Source organism: Vibrio sp. SCSIO 43135 (assembly GCF_023716665.1).
In the GTDB taxonomy this organism is placed as follows: domain Bacteria; phylum Pseudomonadota; class Gammaproteobacteria; order Enterobacterales; family Vibrionaceae; genus Vibrio; species Vibrio paucivorans.
On sequence record NZ_CP071859.1, the window covers coordinates 1010227 to 1027982 of the forward strand.

The window sequence follows — 17756 nt, forward strand, 5'->3', positions numbered from 1 at the left end:
ATGTGAAAAAATTATTGTCAGTTGTATTAGGTCTAGGTATTGCGGCTTCAGCGGTAGCAAACGAAGTCAGTTTTGAGCAATACGTAGAAGGGATGAAGCAAGAAGCCTTAAACAATGGTATTTCTCAGCAGATTGTTGATAAGGCATTTGAAAATGTCACTTTCAAACCTCGCGCTGTTACCGCTGATCGGAATCAGCCGGAGAAAAAGCTGACATTAGATGAATATATCCCACGCGCGGTGCCTGATTGGAAAGTCAAACAGGCGCGTGATCTGTATAAAAAACACTATACAGAGCTCTCTAGAATCGGTGAAGAGTATGGCGTGCAGCCTAGGTTCATTGTGGCACTGTGGGGCGTTGAGAGTAACTTTGGTAAGTTTACGGGTGGCTACAGTGTCATTGATGCATTATCGACGCTTGCTTACGAAGGTCGACGCGAAGCGTTCTTCCGTAAAGAAGCGATGGCTGCTCTTACGATTCTCGAAGAGGGCCACATTAAGCCTGAAAACATGAAGGGCTCATGGGCTGGGGCGATGGGGCAGTGTCAGTTTATGCCTAGCTCGTTTTTGTCCTTCGCAGCGGATGGGAATGGCGATGGTAAGAAAGACATCTGGAATACCAAAGCCGACGTGTTTGCTTCGACAGCTAACTACTTAAGCCAATCTGGGTGGGATGATAAATACACTTGGGGTCGCCAAGTTAAAGTGCCACATGGTATTGATCCAAGTCTAGAAGGGCGCGGGGAAGAGAAAGGTAAGTATCTTCAGGAATGGTCGAAGCTGGGCATTACCAGATACGATGGTAAGCCGCTTCCTAAGCTCGATGAAGATATTAAAGCGTGGCTGATCATGCCTGATGATGAAAACGGGCGTACTTACTTGGTATACAACAACTACAATGTGCTAATGAAGTGGAACCGCTCTTACTACTTTGCGCTTGCCGTTAGCCACTTGGCTGATCGAATTAAGTACTAGTATGATTTTAAAGTAATAAAAAAAGGGGCTAAAAGCCCCTTTTTCTTTATAAAGATTTGATTACTTCTTAGTGTGGAACTGCTCACACGCAATCATGGTGTTTTCGATAAGGCTCGCAACAGTCATTGGGCCTACGCCACCAGGAACTGGCGTAATAAAGCTGGCATTTTCTTTGGCCACATCGTATTCCACGTCGCCTACCAACTTACCTGATTCCAAACGGTTGATGCCTACATCGACTACCACAGCACCTTTCTTGATCCAAGCACCTGGAATGAAGTTAGGCTTACCTACAGCGACAACCACTACATCTGCCTGGCGAACATGGCCTTCTAGGTCTTTAGTGAATCGGTGACACGTTGTGGTCGTGCAGCCTGCTAACAGTAACTCTAGTGTCATAGGGCGACCGACGATGTTAGAAGCTCCTACAACAACGGCGTGTTTACCACGTAAATCTATGTTGTAGCGGTCTAGCAGGGTAATGATACCTTTTGGCGTACATGAACGTAGTTTCGGAATGCGTTGCGCTAAACGACCAACATTATATGGGTGGAAACCATCAACGTCTTTTTCTGGCGTGATACGCTCTAAAACATGTGTTGAGTCGATGCCTGCAGGAAGAGGCAGCTGAACTAAGATGCCATCAATCTCAGGATCTTCATTTAACGAATCTACTAGGTTAAGTAGCTCTTCTTCAGTCGCTGTCGCCGGTAAGTCAAAAGATTTAGAAACAAAGCCAACTTCCTCACATGCACGGCGCTTACTGCCGACATAAACTTGAGACGCTGGGTCTTCACCAACCAAAACGACCGCAAGGCCTGGTGCGCGTAGACCAGAGTTAACTCGAGCTTTCACGCGAGCGGCGACTTCTGAACGAACAGTTTGGGAAATAAGTGTTCCGTCGATATTTTGAGCAGTCATGACTATCCTTTATTCTGATGGTCTATATTTTTGAGCGCATTGTCGCAGAATTTGATATTAACATCCATAGGCAAACGTTTGCTTTGTTGTGATTTTGAGCATTTAACCAAAGCGTGGCTCTTTTTTAGGCATTCAATTCAGAAAGTTAGATAAAGCCGTTGATTTACCCGCTTCAACTCGTATAATCCTTTCCCTGTAGCGCGCCCTTAGCTCAGCTGGATAGAGCACGTCCCTTCTAAGGATGTGGTCGTAGGTTCGAATCCTACAGGGCGTGCCATTTATTTTAAGAGCCCCGATAACTCCTAGAGTTGTCGGGGCTTTTTCGTTCTTGTTAGTTCCGTATCAGTGTCAACTTCAAGGTAAGCTTTATACTTTGATTTTACGGCACTAATCGGCAACGTGGTGCGTACAAAAAAGCCGCTGATGACAGCGGCTTTTTGATGAATTAAGCGTGGCTTAATTTACGATATTGTAGCTCGGTTTTCATTCCCATCATCAAGCTAATGAGCATCAGCAGTAGGATGAAAGTAAATGGCAGAGCCATTGAAACGGTACCAGCTTGCAGAGCTTGGATGGATTCTGTACCACCAACCCACAGTAATACCGCTGCGATCGCACCACCAATAGCTGCCCAGAATACGCGCTGTGGTACAGGCGCATCTACTTTACCCCCAGACGTGATACTGTCGATCACTAACGATCCTGAATCGGACGAAGTAACGAAGAACACCATGATCAAGGCAATCGATACGACAGAGAGTAGAGTGCTCATTGGCAGAGCTTCAAACATGTGGAATAGAGACAAAGTGATGTCTTTCAGTCCATTCGCTCCTAATTCACCAACTTGGTTAGTGATTTGGTCAATCGCTAGACCGCCAAATACTGACATCCAAATGACGATTACTGATGTTGGCACAAGCAGTACCGCAACGAGGAATTCGCGAATTGTGCGACCTTTCGAGATGCGCGCAATGAACATACCGACGAATGGCGACCAAGAGACCCACCAAGCCCAGTAGAATACTGTCCAACCATGAACCCATGCTTCATCTTCACGGCCATGAGGATTACTCAGTGGGATGATGTTCTCGATGTAAGCCATCAAGCCTGTTGGAATTGAATTCAGAGCTACTGTACCGCCTGCGATAATCACAAACAGTAGTAAGCCAAAGGCAACCACCATATTGATGTTACTGAGGATTTTTACACCACCGTTCATGCCACGCATGACAGAAATAACCGCTAGGCCAGTGACAAATGCAACGACGCCCAATTGCATACCGATGCCACCATTGGTACCGAATACATGATTAATACCACTTGCAGCTTGTTGAGCGCCTAAACCGAGTGATGTTGCCAAACCAAAGAGTGTCGCGAGTACAGCCACGATGTCGACTACGTGTCCAACCCAGCCCCATGCACGGTCGCCGAGCAATGGATAAAAGATAGAACGCATCGAAAGTGGCAAGCCTTTGTTGAAAGAAAAGAATGCCAGTGCTAGTGCAACAACCCCGTAAATTGCCCAACCGTGGAATCCCCAGTGGAAAATCGTTGCGCCTAGAGCCAGCTTGGCTGCTTCTGGAGAGTAGGCTTCGACATTGAGCGGAGTTTCAAACCATCCGGTAAAGAATGCTGCTGGTTCAGCAACGCCCCAAAACATAAGCCCAATCCCCATGCCCGCTGCGAATAGCATCGACATCCACGAGAGTAGTGAATACTCAGATTTGGCGTTGTCGCCGCCGATTCGGATTGAGCCGAAAGGCGTAAGAATAAGAGCAAAACAGAAAATAACGAAGATATTAGCAGACCACATGAAGAGTGTGTCGAATGATCCAATGACCTGCCATTTAACGCCATCGAGTGCAGCTTTGGCGCTGTCTGCATCGGATGCGAGTAATGCAATTAGAAAAACGATGATAAGACCGGCACTGATACCGAATACAGGGTTATGAACGTCAAATCCCCATTTTTGAATATTGTCCTGACCCACCGTGTAGTCAGTGTTTTCAATACTATACTTGTCCGTAGTACGACTCATGAATCCTCATTAATGTTTAGAGTTCAAAATAAATTTTCAGCGAAGTCTACCAGATGTGAGTGCGCATAAGTAGTGAAATCCACTATTTGATGCTGTCATTGGTAGTTTATTAGACTTATAAATTTCAGTGTACTAACTAATTTTATGGGATGGGGTGTTTAATGTTGGGCTGCTTAACGCGAGGTGATGTCCACAAGAGGTGTACGATAGGAGAGTGAAAATTTGTTATGCTTTCCACGCTTAGGCGGCTTAAAAAATGGGCGCTGTCATAAAAATTTAATCTTGGTATGTATTGAGAACTTAAAGAAATTTCATCATATTGTAATGACAGCGTAACAATACCAATGGAGAGCCTATGCAGCATCAAGAAATGATTCAACCTTCGCACTTTGGAGTAATCGGTCGCACCAGTCTATTTTCACTGGTAGCAATAGTGAGTGTCTTCACTCTACTGTAATTACTCAGTCTGATTAGAGGGCGGTTTTAGTTGTCTCGTTGGATAATAAGGCGCTCCTCTAACTTAACCAATTCACTCCCTATTATTTCCCAAACTCACCTTAGATAATTTTTACGTGACGACTTCTTTTTGAGTCCACTCGTAAATCTTCTGCTTAATTAACTCTCTATTTACTGGCTTGGTTAAAAAGTCATTCATTCCTGCAATCAAACACTCTTCTTTGTCTTTCGCCATCGCATTGGCCGTCATAGCGATGATAACAATGTCACTTCGATGCTCTCCGGCTTCGCCTGCTCGGATTCGTTGAGTCGCTTCAAAGCCGTCCATTTCCGGCATTTGGCAGTCCATCAATATGAAATCAAACTTCCGCTCTGACTTCAGTGCTTCAAGTGCGGCTTTACCGTGTTCGGCAACGTGGGTTTCAATGTTGAATTGTTTAAGGATCCCTCGCATAACGATTTGGTTAACGCGATTGTCTTCTACAACTAGCGCTGTTAGGCCATCAGGGAGTATGACTTCTCTTTCACTGACATTGCGCTCAAAGCTCGAAAGGTAGTTATGCGTAATAAGAGGGTCGGTGTTATTAAAGCTTTCGTCGGCAATCACATTAAGTGCGTTGAATAGATCGGAGGTGGTCGCTGGTTTGGTGAAGTAACCACTAAAGCCCAGTTCCTTATACATGTTTTGGTCAGCGACAGCGTCCATTGAAGTCATCATAACCAAGTGTATTGATTGATATTCAGAGTTTGACTTGATGGCTTTACATAAATCCAAGCCATCGTTTTCTGGCATTTGCATATCAAGGAAAGCGATATCGAATATGTTTTGGCTGCAACTTAGAATATCTTGGCAGCGGTCTAACGCTTGTGTATAGCTGTCGGCTTCAGCGACGGATGCTCCCCAATGTTCGAGTTGTTTAGTGAGCACTTCACGATTAACGGCGTTGTCATCCACAACGAGGATGTTGAGTTTACTGATATCAGCTTGAGGTAGCACTTGGGCAGATTGATGGGATTTTCCGACCAGAATCTCAAAGGTGAATTTACTGCCTTGGCCGACTTTACTTTGTACCCTGATATCGCCACCCATCAGCACACAAAGGCGTTTGACAATCGCTAAGCCAAGCCCTGTACCACCGTACTTGCGTGTGGTTGAAGCATCGACTTGGCTGAATTTATCAAACAGCGTATTCACTTGGTCAGCCGGAATACCAATGCCTGTATCTGAAACCGATGCTAGTATTCGCCATTGGTCGTCGTTGGCTTCTTCAAGTTTAACTTCGACGACAATATTGCCTTTTTCGGTAAACTTAGTCGCATTTCCGACCAAGTTTACGAATATTTGTCGCACGCGAGTACTGTCGCCCACAACCAAGGATTCATTCACTTCGATTGTGTTGAGAATGATCTCGAGGTTGTCGTTGTTTGAGTTCGCCGACATCGACTCACAAAAGTCTCCAAGCAGGCGTCTGAGATCGAAATGGTGCTGCTCTAACTCTAACTTATCAGCTTCAATTCTGGAGAAGTCGAGAATGTCGTTGATCAAATGCAGTAACGCGACCGCACTGTTATGAGCAAGATAAGCTTGATGACTTTGGGTTTTATTGAGTTCATTATCCATGAGCAACTCGAGCATACCGATCACACCATTCATCGGCGTGCGTATCTCATGGCTCATTACTGCTAAAAATTCACTCTTGAGCTTAGCCGCTTCTTCGGCTTGGTTTTTGGCGCTAATCAGCGCGGTTTCAGCATTTTTTACAGTGGTGATGTCTTTGATAAAGCCGGAGAAAATGATGCCGTTATCTGTTTCAATTCGAGCAACGGACAGTGAAATCGGAAATAACTCTCCATCCTTTTTACGGGCCGTGAGTTCGCGGCCAGTGAAGCCTCTGCTGTCACGATACTCAATCACCCTTGAGTCACCGGTATTGAGGTAACGGTCTATATAGCTCTGATGTTTAATCGCTTGGGCATCGTCCATCAGCATTTCGATAGGGCTGCCAACCAACTCGTGCTCTTTGTAGCCAAAAATCAGTTGGGTAGCGGGGTTTATAGACAGGATTCTTCCCTTAACATCGATGGTAACAATGCCGTCTGCTGCAGTATCAAGAATTGAGCTGAGCCTTTGGCTGGTCAGTTGTTGTTTCGCCATGATTTGCTCTTTGTAAGCAATGGCTTCATCCAACAGCGACATTGATGTCGTGGTCTTTTCCAACCGAGAGCTGAGTTCGTTAACAGCATCCGCAATAGCGGAATATTCACGACTATTTTGCCCCGGAATGCGGTAGCTCAAACCTTGAGTGGCAATCTGTTTGATATGGCCAATCAGTTCAGAGATTGGTGTAATCACTAAATATCTCAGTGAGGCAAATAATCCGAGTGCAAGCAGCCCCGTACCTATTACTAGAATGTAGGCAATGTTATCGCGGATCTTACTAGCGGCTTGCAGTGAGTCACTTTCGTTGAATGCGACTTTTAAAATATATGGGCTGTCGCCGATCGATAAGACTTTTTCGGATTCTAGCGATGCGGTCTTGGGGTTGGCGAGGCCAACGGATACTTGATGGGGAACCTCACCGTCACTGTTTAGGCTGAGTAGTTGAATTGGGTAATAGGCTTGCTGCAGTTTTTGCAGCGAACGGTCTAACAGGCCTTGGTAACTGGCCACCCAGTTAGTTGAAATAATAACCCAGCCGACTAGCTTATTACGTTGGCGAATTGGGCTTGAAATCCATTGTGATGCGTTTTGAGCTTCAGATAAAAAAGGATCGGTAGCCGGCGCACTAATGTGTGAATGATCGCGAAGGACTTGCTTGAACGCGGGGTAATCTTCAATTTTTTCCAGTAATAGGTCTTCGCCAAAGAATTTTTCATTCCTGCTATTGGTGGTTGATGAAGAGAAGACATAACCTTCGTAATCCACAACCAGTAGATAGTTGATGTGGTCATAGGACTTCGCGGTGTCATTCAGTGCTTGAGCGATGCCTCGGTTGATGCCCAGATCTAGGGTCTTTTTTAAACTTCGGTTTCGTGCGGTGATTTCAACAATCGAAAGCAAGTATTGATTGTGCTCTTCCACCAAGTCAGAAACTAACTCCAATGTCCCATTAAGCTGTTGGTGAGTGTTTTTTTCGATAGCCCCTTGGGAAATAGAGAACGCAATAACGCCCATGCCAAGCATGGCGCTAACCGTCAGGCCAACAACGGCCAATAGTAGTTTTTGAATCAGTCCCATGCGGTTACTCGTTCAAATACCATTGGTACCTATTCAAACCGTCGTCGGCAACGTTCAAACCGATGAGACTGGCACTCTGTTTGTTGATCATAAATATGGGTTGTTTCTGTAGTGTGGATTCTAGGTGGCTAGGTTTGATACCGTTTTGCAGAATATCAGCAGCGCGATAACCCGAGAGTTTGCCTAGTTCGTATAGATCAGCCACGGGACCAAATGTAGAGCCTTTTTGAATGCCGGATTTATTGGAGCTCAGGATTGGAACCTTGTACTCAAGCGAGACGTCAACAAGAGCTTCTTCGCCGCCATTTTGTAACAGAGTGTCGGTGGTGGTGATGAACAGATCGACCGCGTTAGCGTGTTGGGTAGCTTGAGCGACTAAGTCGTCGATGTTGGTGGCTTCAATATCCAACACTTCAATCTTCTTCCGTTTCAATAAGCGAATTAGATTAGTGGTTTGGATCTTGGAATTTGGTTCACCTTTGCGATGAAATATGGCCACTTTCTTGGTGTTTGGAACCAGTTCTGTAATTAATGAAATATAGTGTTGCAGTGGTACATAGTTGCTGGTGCCCACAAGGTTGTTGCCCGAATACTCAAACGATTCAATTAACCCTGAATCCGCTGGATAAGTCACAATCGAAAATACGATAGGCATATCTTCGGGGAAGGTTTCTTTTACGATTACAGTGCCAGGGGTGGTGAGTGAGTAGACTAAGTCGATACGCTGAGCTTTCATACTTTCAGCAGATTGCTTCTGAGTATCTTTGTTGCTAGAAATTGCACCCTGTACAAACTCGACATCACTTGCTGGGTCGATGCCTTTTTCAGCCAGCCCATCTTTGAACCCTTGCAGGTTATCGGGGTAGCCAGTCCAAAGCGCGAGTCCAATCTTATAGGGCTTCTCTGCGGCAAAGGTGATGCTCGAAAACAACAACAGTGACATCAGCGTTGTGGTATATCCAATCAAATGACGTACTAAGAATCTTATGCGCGCACCTATCCCTTTGAATAAGGTCATATCCTAGCCCCAATCTTTATTGTTGTTATTGTGTACTACCCAATCGCAGCGCAAGCTCGCTTTATATGCATAAATGTGTAGATGATAAATAGAGTGTAGACAGGATCTTTTTTTGTGCCACTTCAACAAGGTATCTATATTTCGCTAAAACTGAAGCCAGCTAGAACAAGTTCAGCGAAATATGCTATTTTGATCTAAATCAATTTTGGTGTGTGGTTATGTCTTCTAAAGTTCAATTTTCTCATCGTTTTGCCGAGCTTCCTCAAGCGTTCTATACACCCGTGGAGCCGCAACCACTGGATAACCTCAAGTTGGTCGTTTGGAATGACGATCTAGCCGAGCAATTTGCTTTTCCCACAACCAGTCAAATGACAGAAGAAAACATTGCAGCTTGGTTTGGGATGGGAGAAAACGAAAACTTCCAGCCTCTGGCGATGAAATACGCAGGCCACCAGTTTGGTGCATATAACCCAGACTTAGGCGATGGGCGAGGGCTATTGCTCTGTGAGGCAACCAATAAGGAAGGGGAAGTGTTTGATATTCACCTCAAAGGTGCCGGCTTAACTCCGTATTCTCGCATGGGGGACGGCAGAGCCGTGTTGCGTTCGAGTATTCGCGAGTACTTGTGTAGCGAAGCACTGGCAGGGCTAGGTATTCCTACTACTCGTGCTTTGGGTTTGGTCGACAGCGAGACGTCCGTGTACCGGGAACAAGTCGAAAGCGGTGCGATGTTGCTGCGCTTGGCTCAAACCCATATTCGATTTGGCCACTTTGAGCACTTCTTCTATACCAATCAGATGGCGGAATTGAAACTTCTCGCCGACAAGGTGATTGAGTGGCATTTCCCTCATGTGGTCTCGGAAACCAACCCTTATGCCGCATTCTTTAATTGTGTTGTTGATCAAACTGCGGAAATGATTGCCTACTGGCAGGCTTATGGCTTTGCGCATGGTGTGATGAATACCGACAATATGTCGATTATTGGACAGACGTTCGACTTTGGCCCATTTGGTTTCCTAGACGACTACGAACCGGGTTATATCTGTAACCACTCCGATTATCAGGGACGATACGCTTATGATCAGCAGCCGAGAGTGGCCCTGTGGAACTTGTCTGCGTTAGCTCACTCGCTTTCTCCACTGATTGATAAATCTCTACTGGAAGCTGCACTCGGGCAATTTGAGACTCAATATAGTCATTACTTTAGCCAGCTGATGCGAGAAAAAGTGGGCTTACTGAGTAAGCAAGACGGTGATAGCGAACTGTTCAACGACATGTTCGATTTACTCAAGGCGAATCGAGTGGACTTCACCCGTTTCTTCCGCCAACTTTCGGAGTTAGACAAACTGGGCCGTGGGCCTGTCGTTGATTTGGTGCTTGATCGAGAGTCGGCGTCGGCTTGGCTCGAGCGTTATCAATTGCGATGCCAAATAGAGTTCAATGACAGTGGCGAGGCTAAGTCCGATTTAGAACGATGCGCCGCAATGCGCAAAGTGAACCCTAAATATATTCTCAGAAACTACCTCGCTCAGCAGGCAATAGAAAAAGCCCAGCAAGGTGATTACGGTATGGTGCGAGAGCTTGCCGAATTACTAAAGCACCCATTTGATGATCAGCCGGATAAAGAAGCTTATGCCAAGCTGCCACCAGAGTGGGGCAAAAAGATGGAGATCAGCTGCTCTTCATAGTGAAAAGTGGGAGTGCACGTGACAATTGTGATCCTGACCAAGACTGAGCTCAAACTTTATAGAAATATCAATAAATGTAAATTCACCTGATCTATACAATATGTAAATCAGTTGTAAATGGACAGGGACGACCAATGCAGTCAAAGACGCAGATCTTAGTGGTCGATGATGATTTAGAAATTCGCGAATTGCTTGAAGAGTACCTAAGTAAGTCGGGGTTTGGTGTTTCCACTGTTGAAGATGGTGAGCATTTGCATCGTCATTTGGATGAACAGGGTTACCCTGATCTCATTCTGTTGGATGTCATGCTACCTGGTGATGACGGTTTTAGCTTGTGCCAGCAAATTCGTAAGCACTCCAACGTTCCTATCATAATGTTAACTGCGGTATCTGACGAAACTGACCAAATCATTGGCTTGGAAATCGGAGCAGACGACTACGTTGCCAAGCCTTTTAGTCCACGCCAGCTCTCTGCTCGAATCAAAGCCTTACTTCGCCGAGTGCAAGTTCAAGAAGATAAAGCTCCGGATACATTGCCAAAAACCATCACATTTGGTGATTGGGTATTAGACACGCTTGCGCATCGAATTATTCATTTAGAGAATGAAGAGCAGCATGATTTGTCCGGAAGTGACTTTTCCTTGTTAATGCTGTTCCTTTCTCGCCCTAATGAAGTGCTGGACAGAGACACAATTTCTTTTGCTACCAAAGGCCGTGAAGCGTTGCCATTCGAGCGTGGTATAGATGTTCAGTTAAGCCGGTTACGTAACCGCTTAGGTGACAGCGGTAAATATCCGCAATACATCAAAACCATGCGCGGCAATGGTTATATTCTAGCCGTGCCAGTTAGCTATGAGCATTAATTATGGGCTGGTGGCATAGGCTAAAACCCAACTCGTTGGTCGCTCGTACTTTATTGCTGACTTTGTTAGCGGTATTGATTGCGCAGGGGATTGCGACCTCTATCTGGTATACCGAGTCGAAACATAAGGAACTGTCTGGGATTCGCTCGGCGTCGGAAAGTATGGCGACTATGTTTGCATCGACGGTGACTTTTTTCCAATCATTACCCGTACGTTATCGGCATATTGTGCTCGACCAGATCCGCAACATGGGCGGTACGCGCTTTTTCGTCTCGTTTAATAAAGAGAAGTTGATTGTCGAACCGATTCCAGATACTCAACTTAAAGTGGCGTCGGTTAACGCTGTTACACAAGTGCTTCATCAAAAGCTCAATAATGTCGAGTCGGTCTCTGTAGATTTTTCCCGACCTGAGCACCTTCGCTTACTCAAAAACGACATTTACTTAAGCGATTTGCCGAAGTCTTGGGCGCATCATACCTTGACGCTAGAACCTATCGACCCTCCTATTCTAGTGGTACAGATAGAGTTGGGTGATAGCGAGTGGGTTTATATTGCTGCTTTACTTCCCGCCCCATATGTCACGTTGGACGATACGATTTTGGGGCGTGAACAGGTTATCTTTCTATTCTTTTCCACCAGTATATTGTTAGTACTCACTTACTTTTTGATCCGTAAGCAAGTCAAACCGTTGCGCCGTTTGGCTCGTGCTGCGAATGAGATGAGTATGGATATTGATCAGCCACCCCTCACCGAGGAAGGGGCAACAGAATTAGTCACGGCGACCCGAGCATTTAACCGAATGCAACAACGTATTCGCCGTTACGTGTCGGATAGAGAGCACCTCTTTTCTGCCATATCTCATGATCTTAAAACCCCAATCACTCGGCTGCGTTTAAGAGCGGAGCTATTGGAGAGTGATGTTAAGCGAGATAAGTTCAATAAAGATCTCGATGAACTAGAGATGATGGTGAAAGGGGCACTGCAATGTGTACGTGATACTGACCTGCATGAGAACAATGCGTATGTTGATCTCAGTGAAATGATTGAGTCAGTGATCGAAACACACAATCAATACCAGCCTAAGGTTTCGTTTACGCCTCAGATCCTAGACCCCATTGTCGCTAAGCCACTGGCCATCAAGCGTGTGCTAACAAATCTAATTGATAATGCAGTGAAATATGGCCATCAAGCTGAAGTTATGCTCGAAGAAGATCAAGAATATGTCACCGTTACGATTACTGACCAAGGCAAAGGGATTCCTGAAGACAAGCTAGAGGCCGTGTTCGAGCCTTATTATCGTATAGCTACTGATGATTCAGGCCATGGTTTGGGCTTAGGTATTTGCCGCAATATCTTGCACGGACATGGTGGAGATCTCATTATTCGCAATCACCCTAAAGGTGGTTTAGTAGCACGAATCTTTATCCCGCTTAGCTTAGAAGTGTAATGTAACAATGTTGTTACGTTGTGGTTACGGTTTGTTTCAATCTATTTTTTTCAGTTATATAGACTCCGTATTGACCTAGTAAAAATGGTTGACCGGGCAAGATAGCCCTTACGTGTCTAATCCAATACATGGAAGATAACAATGAAAATGACGAAAACCCTACTTACTCTATCTCTCTTATCTGCTGCTTCAATGACTCAAGCTGGTGAAGTTGAAGTTCTTCACTGGTGGACTGCTGGTGGCGAGGCAAAATCAGCGGCAGTATTAAAGGACATGCTTGAACAGCAAGGCCATAGCTGGAAAGACTTTGCAGTTGCTGGTGGTGGTGGTGAAAGTGCGATGACAGTACTGAAGACTCGCGCGGTATCAGGCAACCCACCTTCAGCGGCACAAATCAAAGGCCACGATATTCAAGAGTGGGGTGGATTAGGTTTCTTAACCACTTTAGATAAAACGGCGCAACAGGAAAAGTGGGACGATATCCTGCCTTCTGTTGTTACCAAAGTAATGAAGTTCGACAACGAATATGTTGCGGTTCCAGTCAACGTACACCGCGTTAACTGGCTGTGGGCAAACCCAGAAGTACTTAAAAAATCTGGTGTAGAAGTTCCTGCAACATTAGATGATTTCTTTGTTGCCGCAGAGAAAATCAAAGCAGCCGGTTACATTCCTCTGGCCCACGGTGGTCAACCATGGCAAGACGCGACGGTGTTCGAAGCGGTGGCTCTAGATGTTCTAGGCAGTGAAGACTACAACAAAGCATTTGTAGAACTTGATATGAGCGTGTTGTCTGGCGACAAGATGGTTGAAGTATTCACCAAGTTTAAGAAGATGCGTGATTACATCGATTCTAACTCTCCAGGCCGCGACTGGAACGTAGCGACGTCTATGGTGATCAATGGTGAAGCTGCAATGCAAATCATGGGTGACTGGGCGAAAGGCGAATTCACAGCCGCTGGAAAAGTACCGGGTAAAGACTATGTATGTGCACCTGCACCAGGTACCAATGGACAGTTTACCTTTAACATCGATAGTTTCGCGTTCTTCGAGCTAAGTGAATCCGGTAACCAAAAAGCTCAGCAAGATCTCGCGCGTACCATTCTGACCAAAGATTTCCAAGAGGTGTTCAACCTCAATAAAGGTTCTATCCCAGTGCGTTTAGACATGGATATGTCAGCGTTTGACCAATGTGCGCTTGACTCAATGTCAACGTTTAAAGCGAGTGCAAAAACGGGTGACTTAGTACCAAGTATGGCGCACGGCCTGTCGACAACGAGTTATGCGCAAGGCGCGATCTATGATGTTGTCACCAACTTCTTTAACGATCCTAAAGCCGATCCAAACGAAGCGGCGAACAAGCTAGCGAAAGCTGTGAAGGCTGCAATCTAAGTCAACGTAGATTGATTTGATTGTCACCTATTCACGTTAATAGAGAGTAGGTAGGTTCGTGGGGAGCCTGCTTACTCCTTTCCACCGCTTCGCTTGTTTATTGGTTGGAGTGGTGGTTTTCTCAACAAGGAATCGTTATGGAGCATGTTTTGACTCAGTCAACGCAAAAGTCTGCGCCTAAGCCGAGCTTTGCCGATAGACTACAAAATTGGCTGCCAAAGATAGTACTTGCCCCGACTATGCTAGTCACTGTGGTGTGTATTTACGGCTATATTTTTTGGACAGCTGCCCTCTCTTTCACCAACTCTCGGTTTTTACCAAGCTTTAAGTTTGTTGGTTTTACCCAATACGAAAAGTTAATGGACAACGATCGTTGGATCACTTCAATTACTAATTTGGGTTTGTTTGGCGGGCTATTTATGCTGGTCGCCATTGTGCTGGGTGTAGGTCTCGCCGTGTTACTTGACCAAAACATCCGCCAAGAAGGCGCGATTCGCACTATTTACCTCTACCCAATGGCGCTGTCGTTCATAGTGACAGGTACAGCTTGGAAATGGATTCTTAACCCAGGTTTAGGCATCGAGAAACTAATGCACGACTGGGGTTTTACTGGCTTTGAATTCAACTGGTTAGTGAATTCGGAGATGTCGGTCTATACCTTGGTCATCGCTGCGGTATGGCAATCTTCAGGCTTTGTAATGGCCATGTTTTTGGCCGGCTTGCGTGGCATCGATTCTTCTATCATCAAGGCGGCGCAAATTGATGGAGCCAATCTTCCGACCATCTACTGGAAGATAATTCTACCTTGCTTACGCCCGGTGTTTTTCAGTGCAGTGATCATCACTTCGCATATCGCGATTAAGAGCTTCGACTTGGTGACGGCAATGACAGCTGGTGGTCCGGGCTACTCGTCGGATTTACCTGCTTTATTTATGTACGCGCATTCCTTTACTCGTGGGCAGATTGGTCTTGGTGCGGCAAGTGCAATGATGATGCTTGCAGGCATTCTAGCGATTTTGGTGCCTTACCTTTACTCAGAACTTAGGGAGAAGAAATCATGACCGGTAACATGAATTTTGCTCGCCTATTTATTTACTCGACACTGGTTTTCTTTTGCCTAGTGTATTTGATGCCACTGTTTGTGATGGTGATTACCTCGTTCAAAACCCTGCCTGATATCAAGGCTGGTAATTTAATGAGTTTGCCAAAGGAGTGGGTGTTTGATGCTTGGTATAAGGCCTGGGATAGCGCGTGTACTGGTGTGAAGTGTGAGGGCGTCAAAGGGTATTTTTGGAACTCATTCCAAATGGTGATTCCAGCTGTCGCAATTTCTACGCTGCTGGGGGCATTCAATGGTTACGTTGTGACCAAGTGGCAGTTTAGAGGCTCAAACCTATTCTTCAGCCTGTTGCTATTTGGTTGCTTCATTCCATTCCAAGTCATTCTTCTACCTATGGCTGCCGTACTTGGAAAGTTGGGTTTGGCGAACACCACCACTGGTCTAGTTATTGTGCATGTTATCTATGGCATGGCGTTTACAACGCTATTCTTCCGCAACTTCTACATCAGTATTCCAGATGAATTGGTGAAAGCTGCCAAGTTAGATGGAGCAGGGTTCTTTACGATTTTCTTTAAAATCTTACTGCCACTTTCGACTCCAATCATCATGGTAACCGTGATATGGCAGTTCACGGCGATATGGAACGACTTCTTATTTGGCGTTGTGTATTCGGGTTCGGAGACGCAGCCCATTACTGTCGCACTCAATAACTTAGTCAACACCAGCACCGGTGTTAAAGAATACAACGTAGACATGGCTGCCGCGATCATCGCCGCGCTGCCAACCTTATTAGTCTATGTATTAGCAGGAAAATACTTTGTTCGCGGCCTAACGGCGGGATCGGTAAAAGGATAATTACAATGGCAACACTAGAACTTAAACAGATCCGCAAAACGTACCCGAAAGCGGAGCAAGAAACCCTTAAGGGGATTGATATCAGCATTGATTCGGGTGAGTTTCTGATTTTGGTAGGCCCATCTGGCTGTGGTAAATCGACGCTGATGAACACCATCGCAGGGCTAGAAAACATAAGCTCTGGCGAGATTGTGATTGATGGTAGCGATGTCGCGAGCGTAGAGCCGAAAGATCGAGATATTGCGATGGTATTCCAGTCGTATGCGCTTTACCCAAATATGACCGTGCGTGGCAATATCGCTTTTGGATTGAAGATCCGCAAGATGCCTGCCGACGAAATTGATGCAGAGGTCAACCGTGTCGCAGAGATGCTGCAAATTGACCACTTACTTGACCGTAAGCCATCGCAACTATCTGGTGGCCAACGCCAACGTGTTGCAATGGGGCGTGCATTGGCTCGTCGACCTAAGCTTTATTTGTTTGATGAGCCGCTGTCGAATCTTGATGCCAAACTGAGAGTCGAGATGCGCCATCAAATCAAACGTTTACACCAAAAACTGAATACCACAATTGTTTACGTTACCCATGATCAGATCGAAGCCATGACGCTGGCCGACCGTATTGCAGTAATGAAGGATGGCGAGCTACAGCAGCTTGGCACTCCACAGGAGATCTACAACAAGCCAAACAACATGTTTGTGGCTGGCTTTATGGGCTCACCCTCAATGAACTTCATCAAAACTATGGTTGATCTTGATGCTGAAGATAAGCCTGTGATTAAGGTGAAAGGGGCCAATGAGCAAGAACACCACATCAAGTTGCCTGCCTCAATGCGCGAGCAAGATGGTAAAGAAATCGTGATTGGTTTGCGCCCTGAGCACATTAGTGAGAAGCCAGGAGAAGATATGTCTGCATCTACTCAGTTGGACATGAAACTTGAAGTGCTAGAGCCAACTGGCCCAGATACAATCGCGATGATTAAAGTCAACGACCAAGAGATCGCCTGTCGTCTGTCGCCAGAGTTTGAAGTGTCGGTAGGCCAGACAGCGCCACTTCATTTCGACTTGTCTAAAGCGGTGTTTTTCGATGCGAACTCTGAGCATCGAATCGAGTTTTAGACATACAATTTTAAAGCGCACTCTCTATTTGTGGAGGGCTCATTCCCCAATGAGTGCCGAGCAAAAATCACGGGGGAGAATCCAAGTAACGCTTGCTACTTGGGGGGAGTGCGCTTTATTCCTTTCTCACTAAGTAAATTCATTTCAAAGTAGGCTTACGTCAAGGTAGAGTGAGAAGCTCTACCTTTTACCACTTTTTCAAACGCTAACTTCTAATTTTGCAATAAAGCTTGCGAACACCTCGACTGCCCATGAGCAAGCCGAAGGCCATAACCGCCTTTAGCAGTGCAGGGTAATTAATCATGTTAGAGCTGATCCAGAAACCGAAAAATGTCGCCAGCCCGGTGATGAGTAAGTACACGCCGATGAGAAAGCAACCAACGGTGACAATATGCTCGTCGCGTATGTCCATAGCTGTGCCCTCATCTGCTTCCTCCTTAAAAAGCTTGGCTGCAATACTGTTACTGAAATACCAAATGATACTGGAGAGCAACACCGGTAGAAACAAGTGCCCAACTAAGCTAAACAGCACAAGATTACTCGCTTGTTGCCAAAATGAAGAAAGAGCTAACGCTGGAACAAAGGCATAAATGGATGACAGTGCTACAAACAGAGCAACGGCGCGTACCAGCAGTATGGCGAGTCCTACCATAGTTATTATCCTAAATGAGAGGTTTGAAATTTAATGAG

General features: G+C 45.7%; 13 protein-coding genes and 1 tRNA gene. 9 read left to right on the plus strand and 5 right to left on the minus strand.

Annotated elements, in window-relative coordinates; all coding sequences use genetic code 11:
- Window positions 1–2: 2 nt before the first annotated feature.
- The gene (locus J4N42_RS04775; protein ID WP_252030142.1) at window positions 3–974 is read left to right on the plus strand and encodes a lytic murein transglycosylase; all 972 of its coding nucleotides are present in this window, start codon (window positions 3–5) and stop codon (window positions 972–974) included.
- A 60-nt stretch (window positions 975–1034) separates the two neighbouring features.
- Here the strand turns inward: J4N42_RS04775 and folD are convergent, their stop codons facing one another.
- The gene (gene folD / locus J4N42_RS04780) at window positions 1035–1895 is read right to left on the minus strand and encodes a bifunctional methylenetetrahydrofolate dehydrogenase/methenyltetrahydrofolate cyclohydrolase FolD (protein WP_252030144.1); all 861 of its coding nucleotides are present in this window, start codon (window positions 1893–1895) and stop codon (window positions 1035–1037) included.
- A gap of 200 nt (window positions 1896–2095) precedes the next feature.
- Between folD and J4N42_RS04785 the strand changes: the two genes are divergently transcribed.
- A tRNA-Arg gene (locus J4N42_RS04785) sits at window positions 2096–2172 on the plus strand.
- Window positions 2173–2340: 168 nt separating this feature from the next.
- On the opposite strand, the gene J4N42_RS04790 is transcribed toward J4N42_RS04785, so the two are convergent.
- From J4N42_RS04790 to J4N42_RS04800, 3 genes are all read right to left on the minus strand, one after another.
- Window positions 2341–3933, minus strand: a complete 1593-nt coding sequence (locus J4N42_RS04790; protein WP_252030146.1) for a BCCT family transporter — start codon at window positions 3931–3933, stop codon at window positions 2341–2343.
- Window positions 3934–4501: 568 nt separating this feature from the next.
- Window positions 4502–7627 (minus strand): PAS domain-containing hybrid sensor histidine kinase/response regulator family protein, encoded by a 3126-nt coding sequence (locus J4N42_RS04795; RefSeq protein ID WP_252030148.1) that lies wholly within the window; start codon window positions 7625–7627, stop codon window positions 4502–4504.
- Window positions 7628–7631: 4 nt separating this feature from the next.
- On the minus strand, window positions 7632–8645 hold the full coding sequence (locus J4N42_RS04800; protein WP_252030150.1) for an ABC transporter substrate-binding protein: 1014 nt from the start codon (window positions 8643–8645) through the stop codon (window positions 7632–7634).
- A gap of 218 nt (window positions 8646–8863) precedes the next feature.
- On the opposite strand from J4N42_RS04800, the gene J4N42_RS04805 reads away from it, so the two are divergent.
- The 7 genes from J4N42_RS04805 to J4N42_RS04835 all read left to right on the plus strand — a co-directional run bounded on the left by J4N42_RS04805 (window position 8864) and on the right by J4N42_RS04835 (window position 17066).
- The gene (locus J4N42_RS04805) at window positions 8864–10333 is read left to right on the plus strand and encodes a protein adenylyltransferase SelO (protein WP_252030152.1); all 1470 of its coding nucleotides are present in this window, start codon (window positions 8864–8866) and stop codon (window positions 10331–10333) included.
- A gap of 134 nt (window positions 10334–10467) precedes the next feature.
- Window positions 10468–11196 (plus strand): response regulator, encoded by a 729-nt coding sequence (locus J4N42_RS04810; protein WP_252030154.1) that lies wholly within the window; start codon window positions 10468–10470, stop codon window positions 11194–11196.
- Window positions 11197–11198: 2 nt separating this feature from the next.
- Window positions 11199–12644: an ATP-binding protein gene (locus J4N42_RS04815; RefSeq protein ID WP_252030156.1), complete on the plus strand. Its 1446-nt coding sequence runs from the start codon at window positions 11199–11201 to the stop codon at window positions 12642–12644.
- Between the two features lie 141 nt (window positions 12645–12785).
- Entirely contained in the window at window positions 12786–14033 is a 1248-nt protein-coding gene (locus J4N42_RS04820) for an ABC transporter substrate-binding protein (RefSeq protein ID WP_252030158.1), read from the plus strand.
- Between the two features lie 137 nt (window positions 14034–14170).
- Window positions 14171–15094, plus strand: a complete 924-nt coding sequence (locus J4N42_RS04825; RefSeq protein WP_252030160.1) for a carbohydrate ABC transporter permease — start codon at window positions 14171–14173, stop codon at window positions 15092–15094.
- On the plus strand, window positions 15091–15948 hold the full coding sequence (locus J4N42_RS04830; protein WP_252030162.1) for a carbohydrate ABC transporter permease: 858 nt from the start codon (window positions 15091–15093) through the stop codon (window positions 15946–15948). The genes J4N42_RS04825 and J4N42_RS04830 overlap by 4 nt, the downstream gene beginning before the upstream one ends.
- Window positions 15949–15953: 5 nt before the next feature.
- The gene (locus J4N42_RS04835) at window positions 15954–17066 is read left to right on the plus strand and encodes an ABC transporter ATP-binding protein (RefSeq protein WP_252030164.1); all 1113 of its coding nucleotides are present in this window, start codon (window positions 15954–15956) and stop codon (window positions 17064–17066) included.
- Window positions 17067–17271: 205 nt separating this feature from the next.
- Here the strand turns inward: J4N42_RS04835 and J4N42_RS04840 are convergent, their stop codons facing one another.
- The gene (locus tag J4N42_RS04840) at window positions 17272–17718 is read right to left on the minus strand and encodes a hypothetical protein (RefSeq protein WP_252030166.1); all 447 of its coding nucleotides are present in this window, start codon (window positions 17716–17718) and stop codon (window positions 17272–17274) included.
- Window positions 17719–17756: the final 38 nt, after the last annotated feature.

Bases quoted from the DNA above. Each gene is read 5' to 3' on its own strand.
- folD (WP_252030144.1), bottom strand. From the start codon at position 1,895: ATGACTGCTCAAAATATCGACGGAACACTTATTTCCCAAACTGTTCGT.
- J4N42_RS04790 (WP_252030146.1), bottom strand. From the start codon at position 3,933: ATGAGTCGTACTACGGACAAGTATAGTATTGAAAACACTGACTACACG.
- J4N42_RS04795 (WP_252030148.1), bottom strand. From the start codon at position 7,627: ATGGGACTGATTCAAAAACTACTATTGGCCGTTGTTGGCCTGACGGTT.
- J4N42_RS04800 (WP_252030150.1), bottom strand. From the start codon at position 8,645: ATGACCTTATTCAAAGGGATAGGTGCGCGCATAAGATTCTTAGTACGT.
- J4N42_RS04805 (WP_252030152.1), top strand. From the start codon at position 8,864: ATGTCTTCTAAAGTTCAATTTTCTCATCGTTTTGCCGAGCTTCCTCAA.
- J4N42_RS04810 (WP_252030154.1), top strand. From the start codon at position 10,468: ATGCAGTCAAAGACGCAGATCTTAGTGGTCGATGATGATTTAGAAATT.
- J4N42_RS04815 (WP_252030156.1), top strand. From the start codon at position 11,199: ATGGGCTGGTGGCATAGGCTAAAACCCAACTCGTTGGTCGCTCGTACT.
- J4N42_RS04820 (WP_252030158.1), top strand. From the start codon at position 12,786: ATGAAAATGACGAAAACCCTACTTACTCTATCTCTCTTATCTGCTGCT.
- J4N42_RS04825 (WP_252030160.1), top strand. From the start codon at position 14,171: ATGGAGCATGTTTTGACTCAGTCAACGCAAAAGTCTGCGCCTAAGCCG.
- J4N42_RS04830 (WP_252030162.1), top strand. From the start codon at position 15,091: ATGACCGGTAACATGAATTTTGCTCGCCTATTTATTTACTCGACACTG.
- J4N42_RS04835 (WP_252030164.1), top strand. From the start codon at position 15,954: ATGGCAACACTAGAACTTAAACAGATCCGCAAAACGTACCCGAAAGCG.
- J4N42_RS04840 (WP_252030166.1), bottom strand. From the start codon at position 17,718: ATGGTAGGACTCGCCATACTGCTGGTACGCGCCGTTGCTCTGTTTGTA.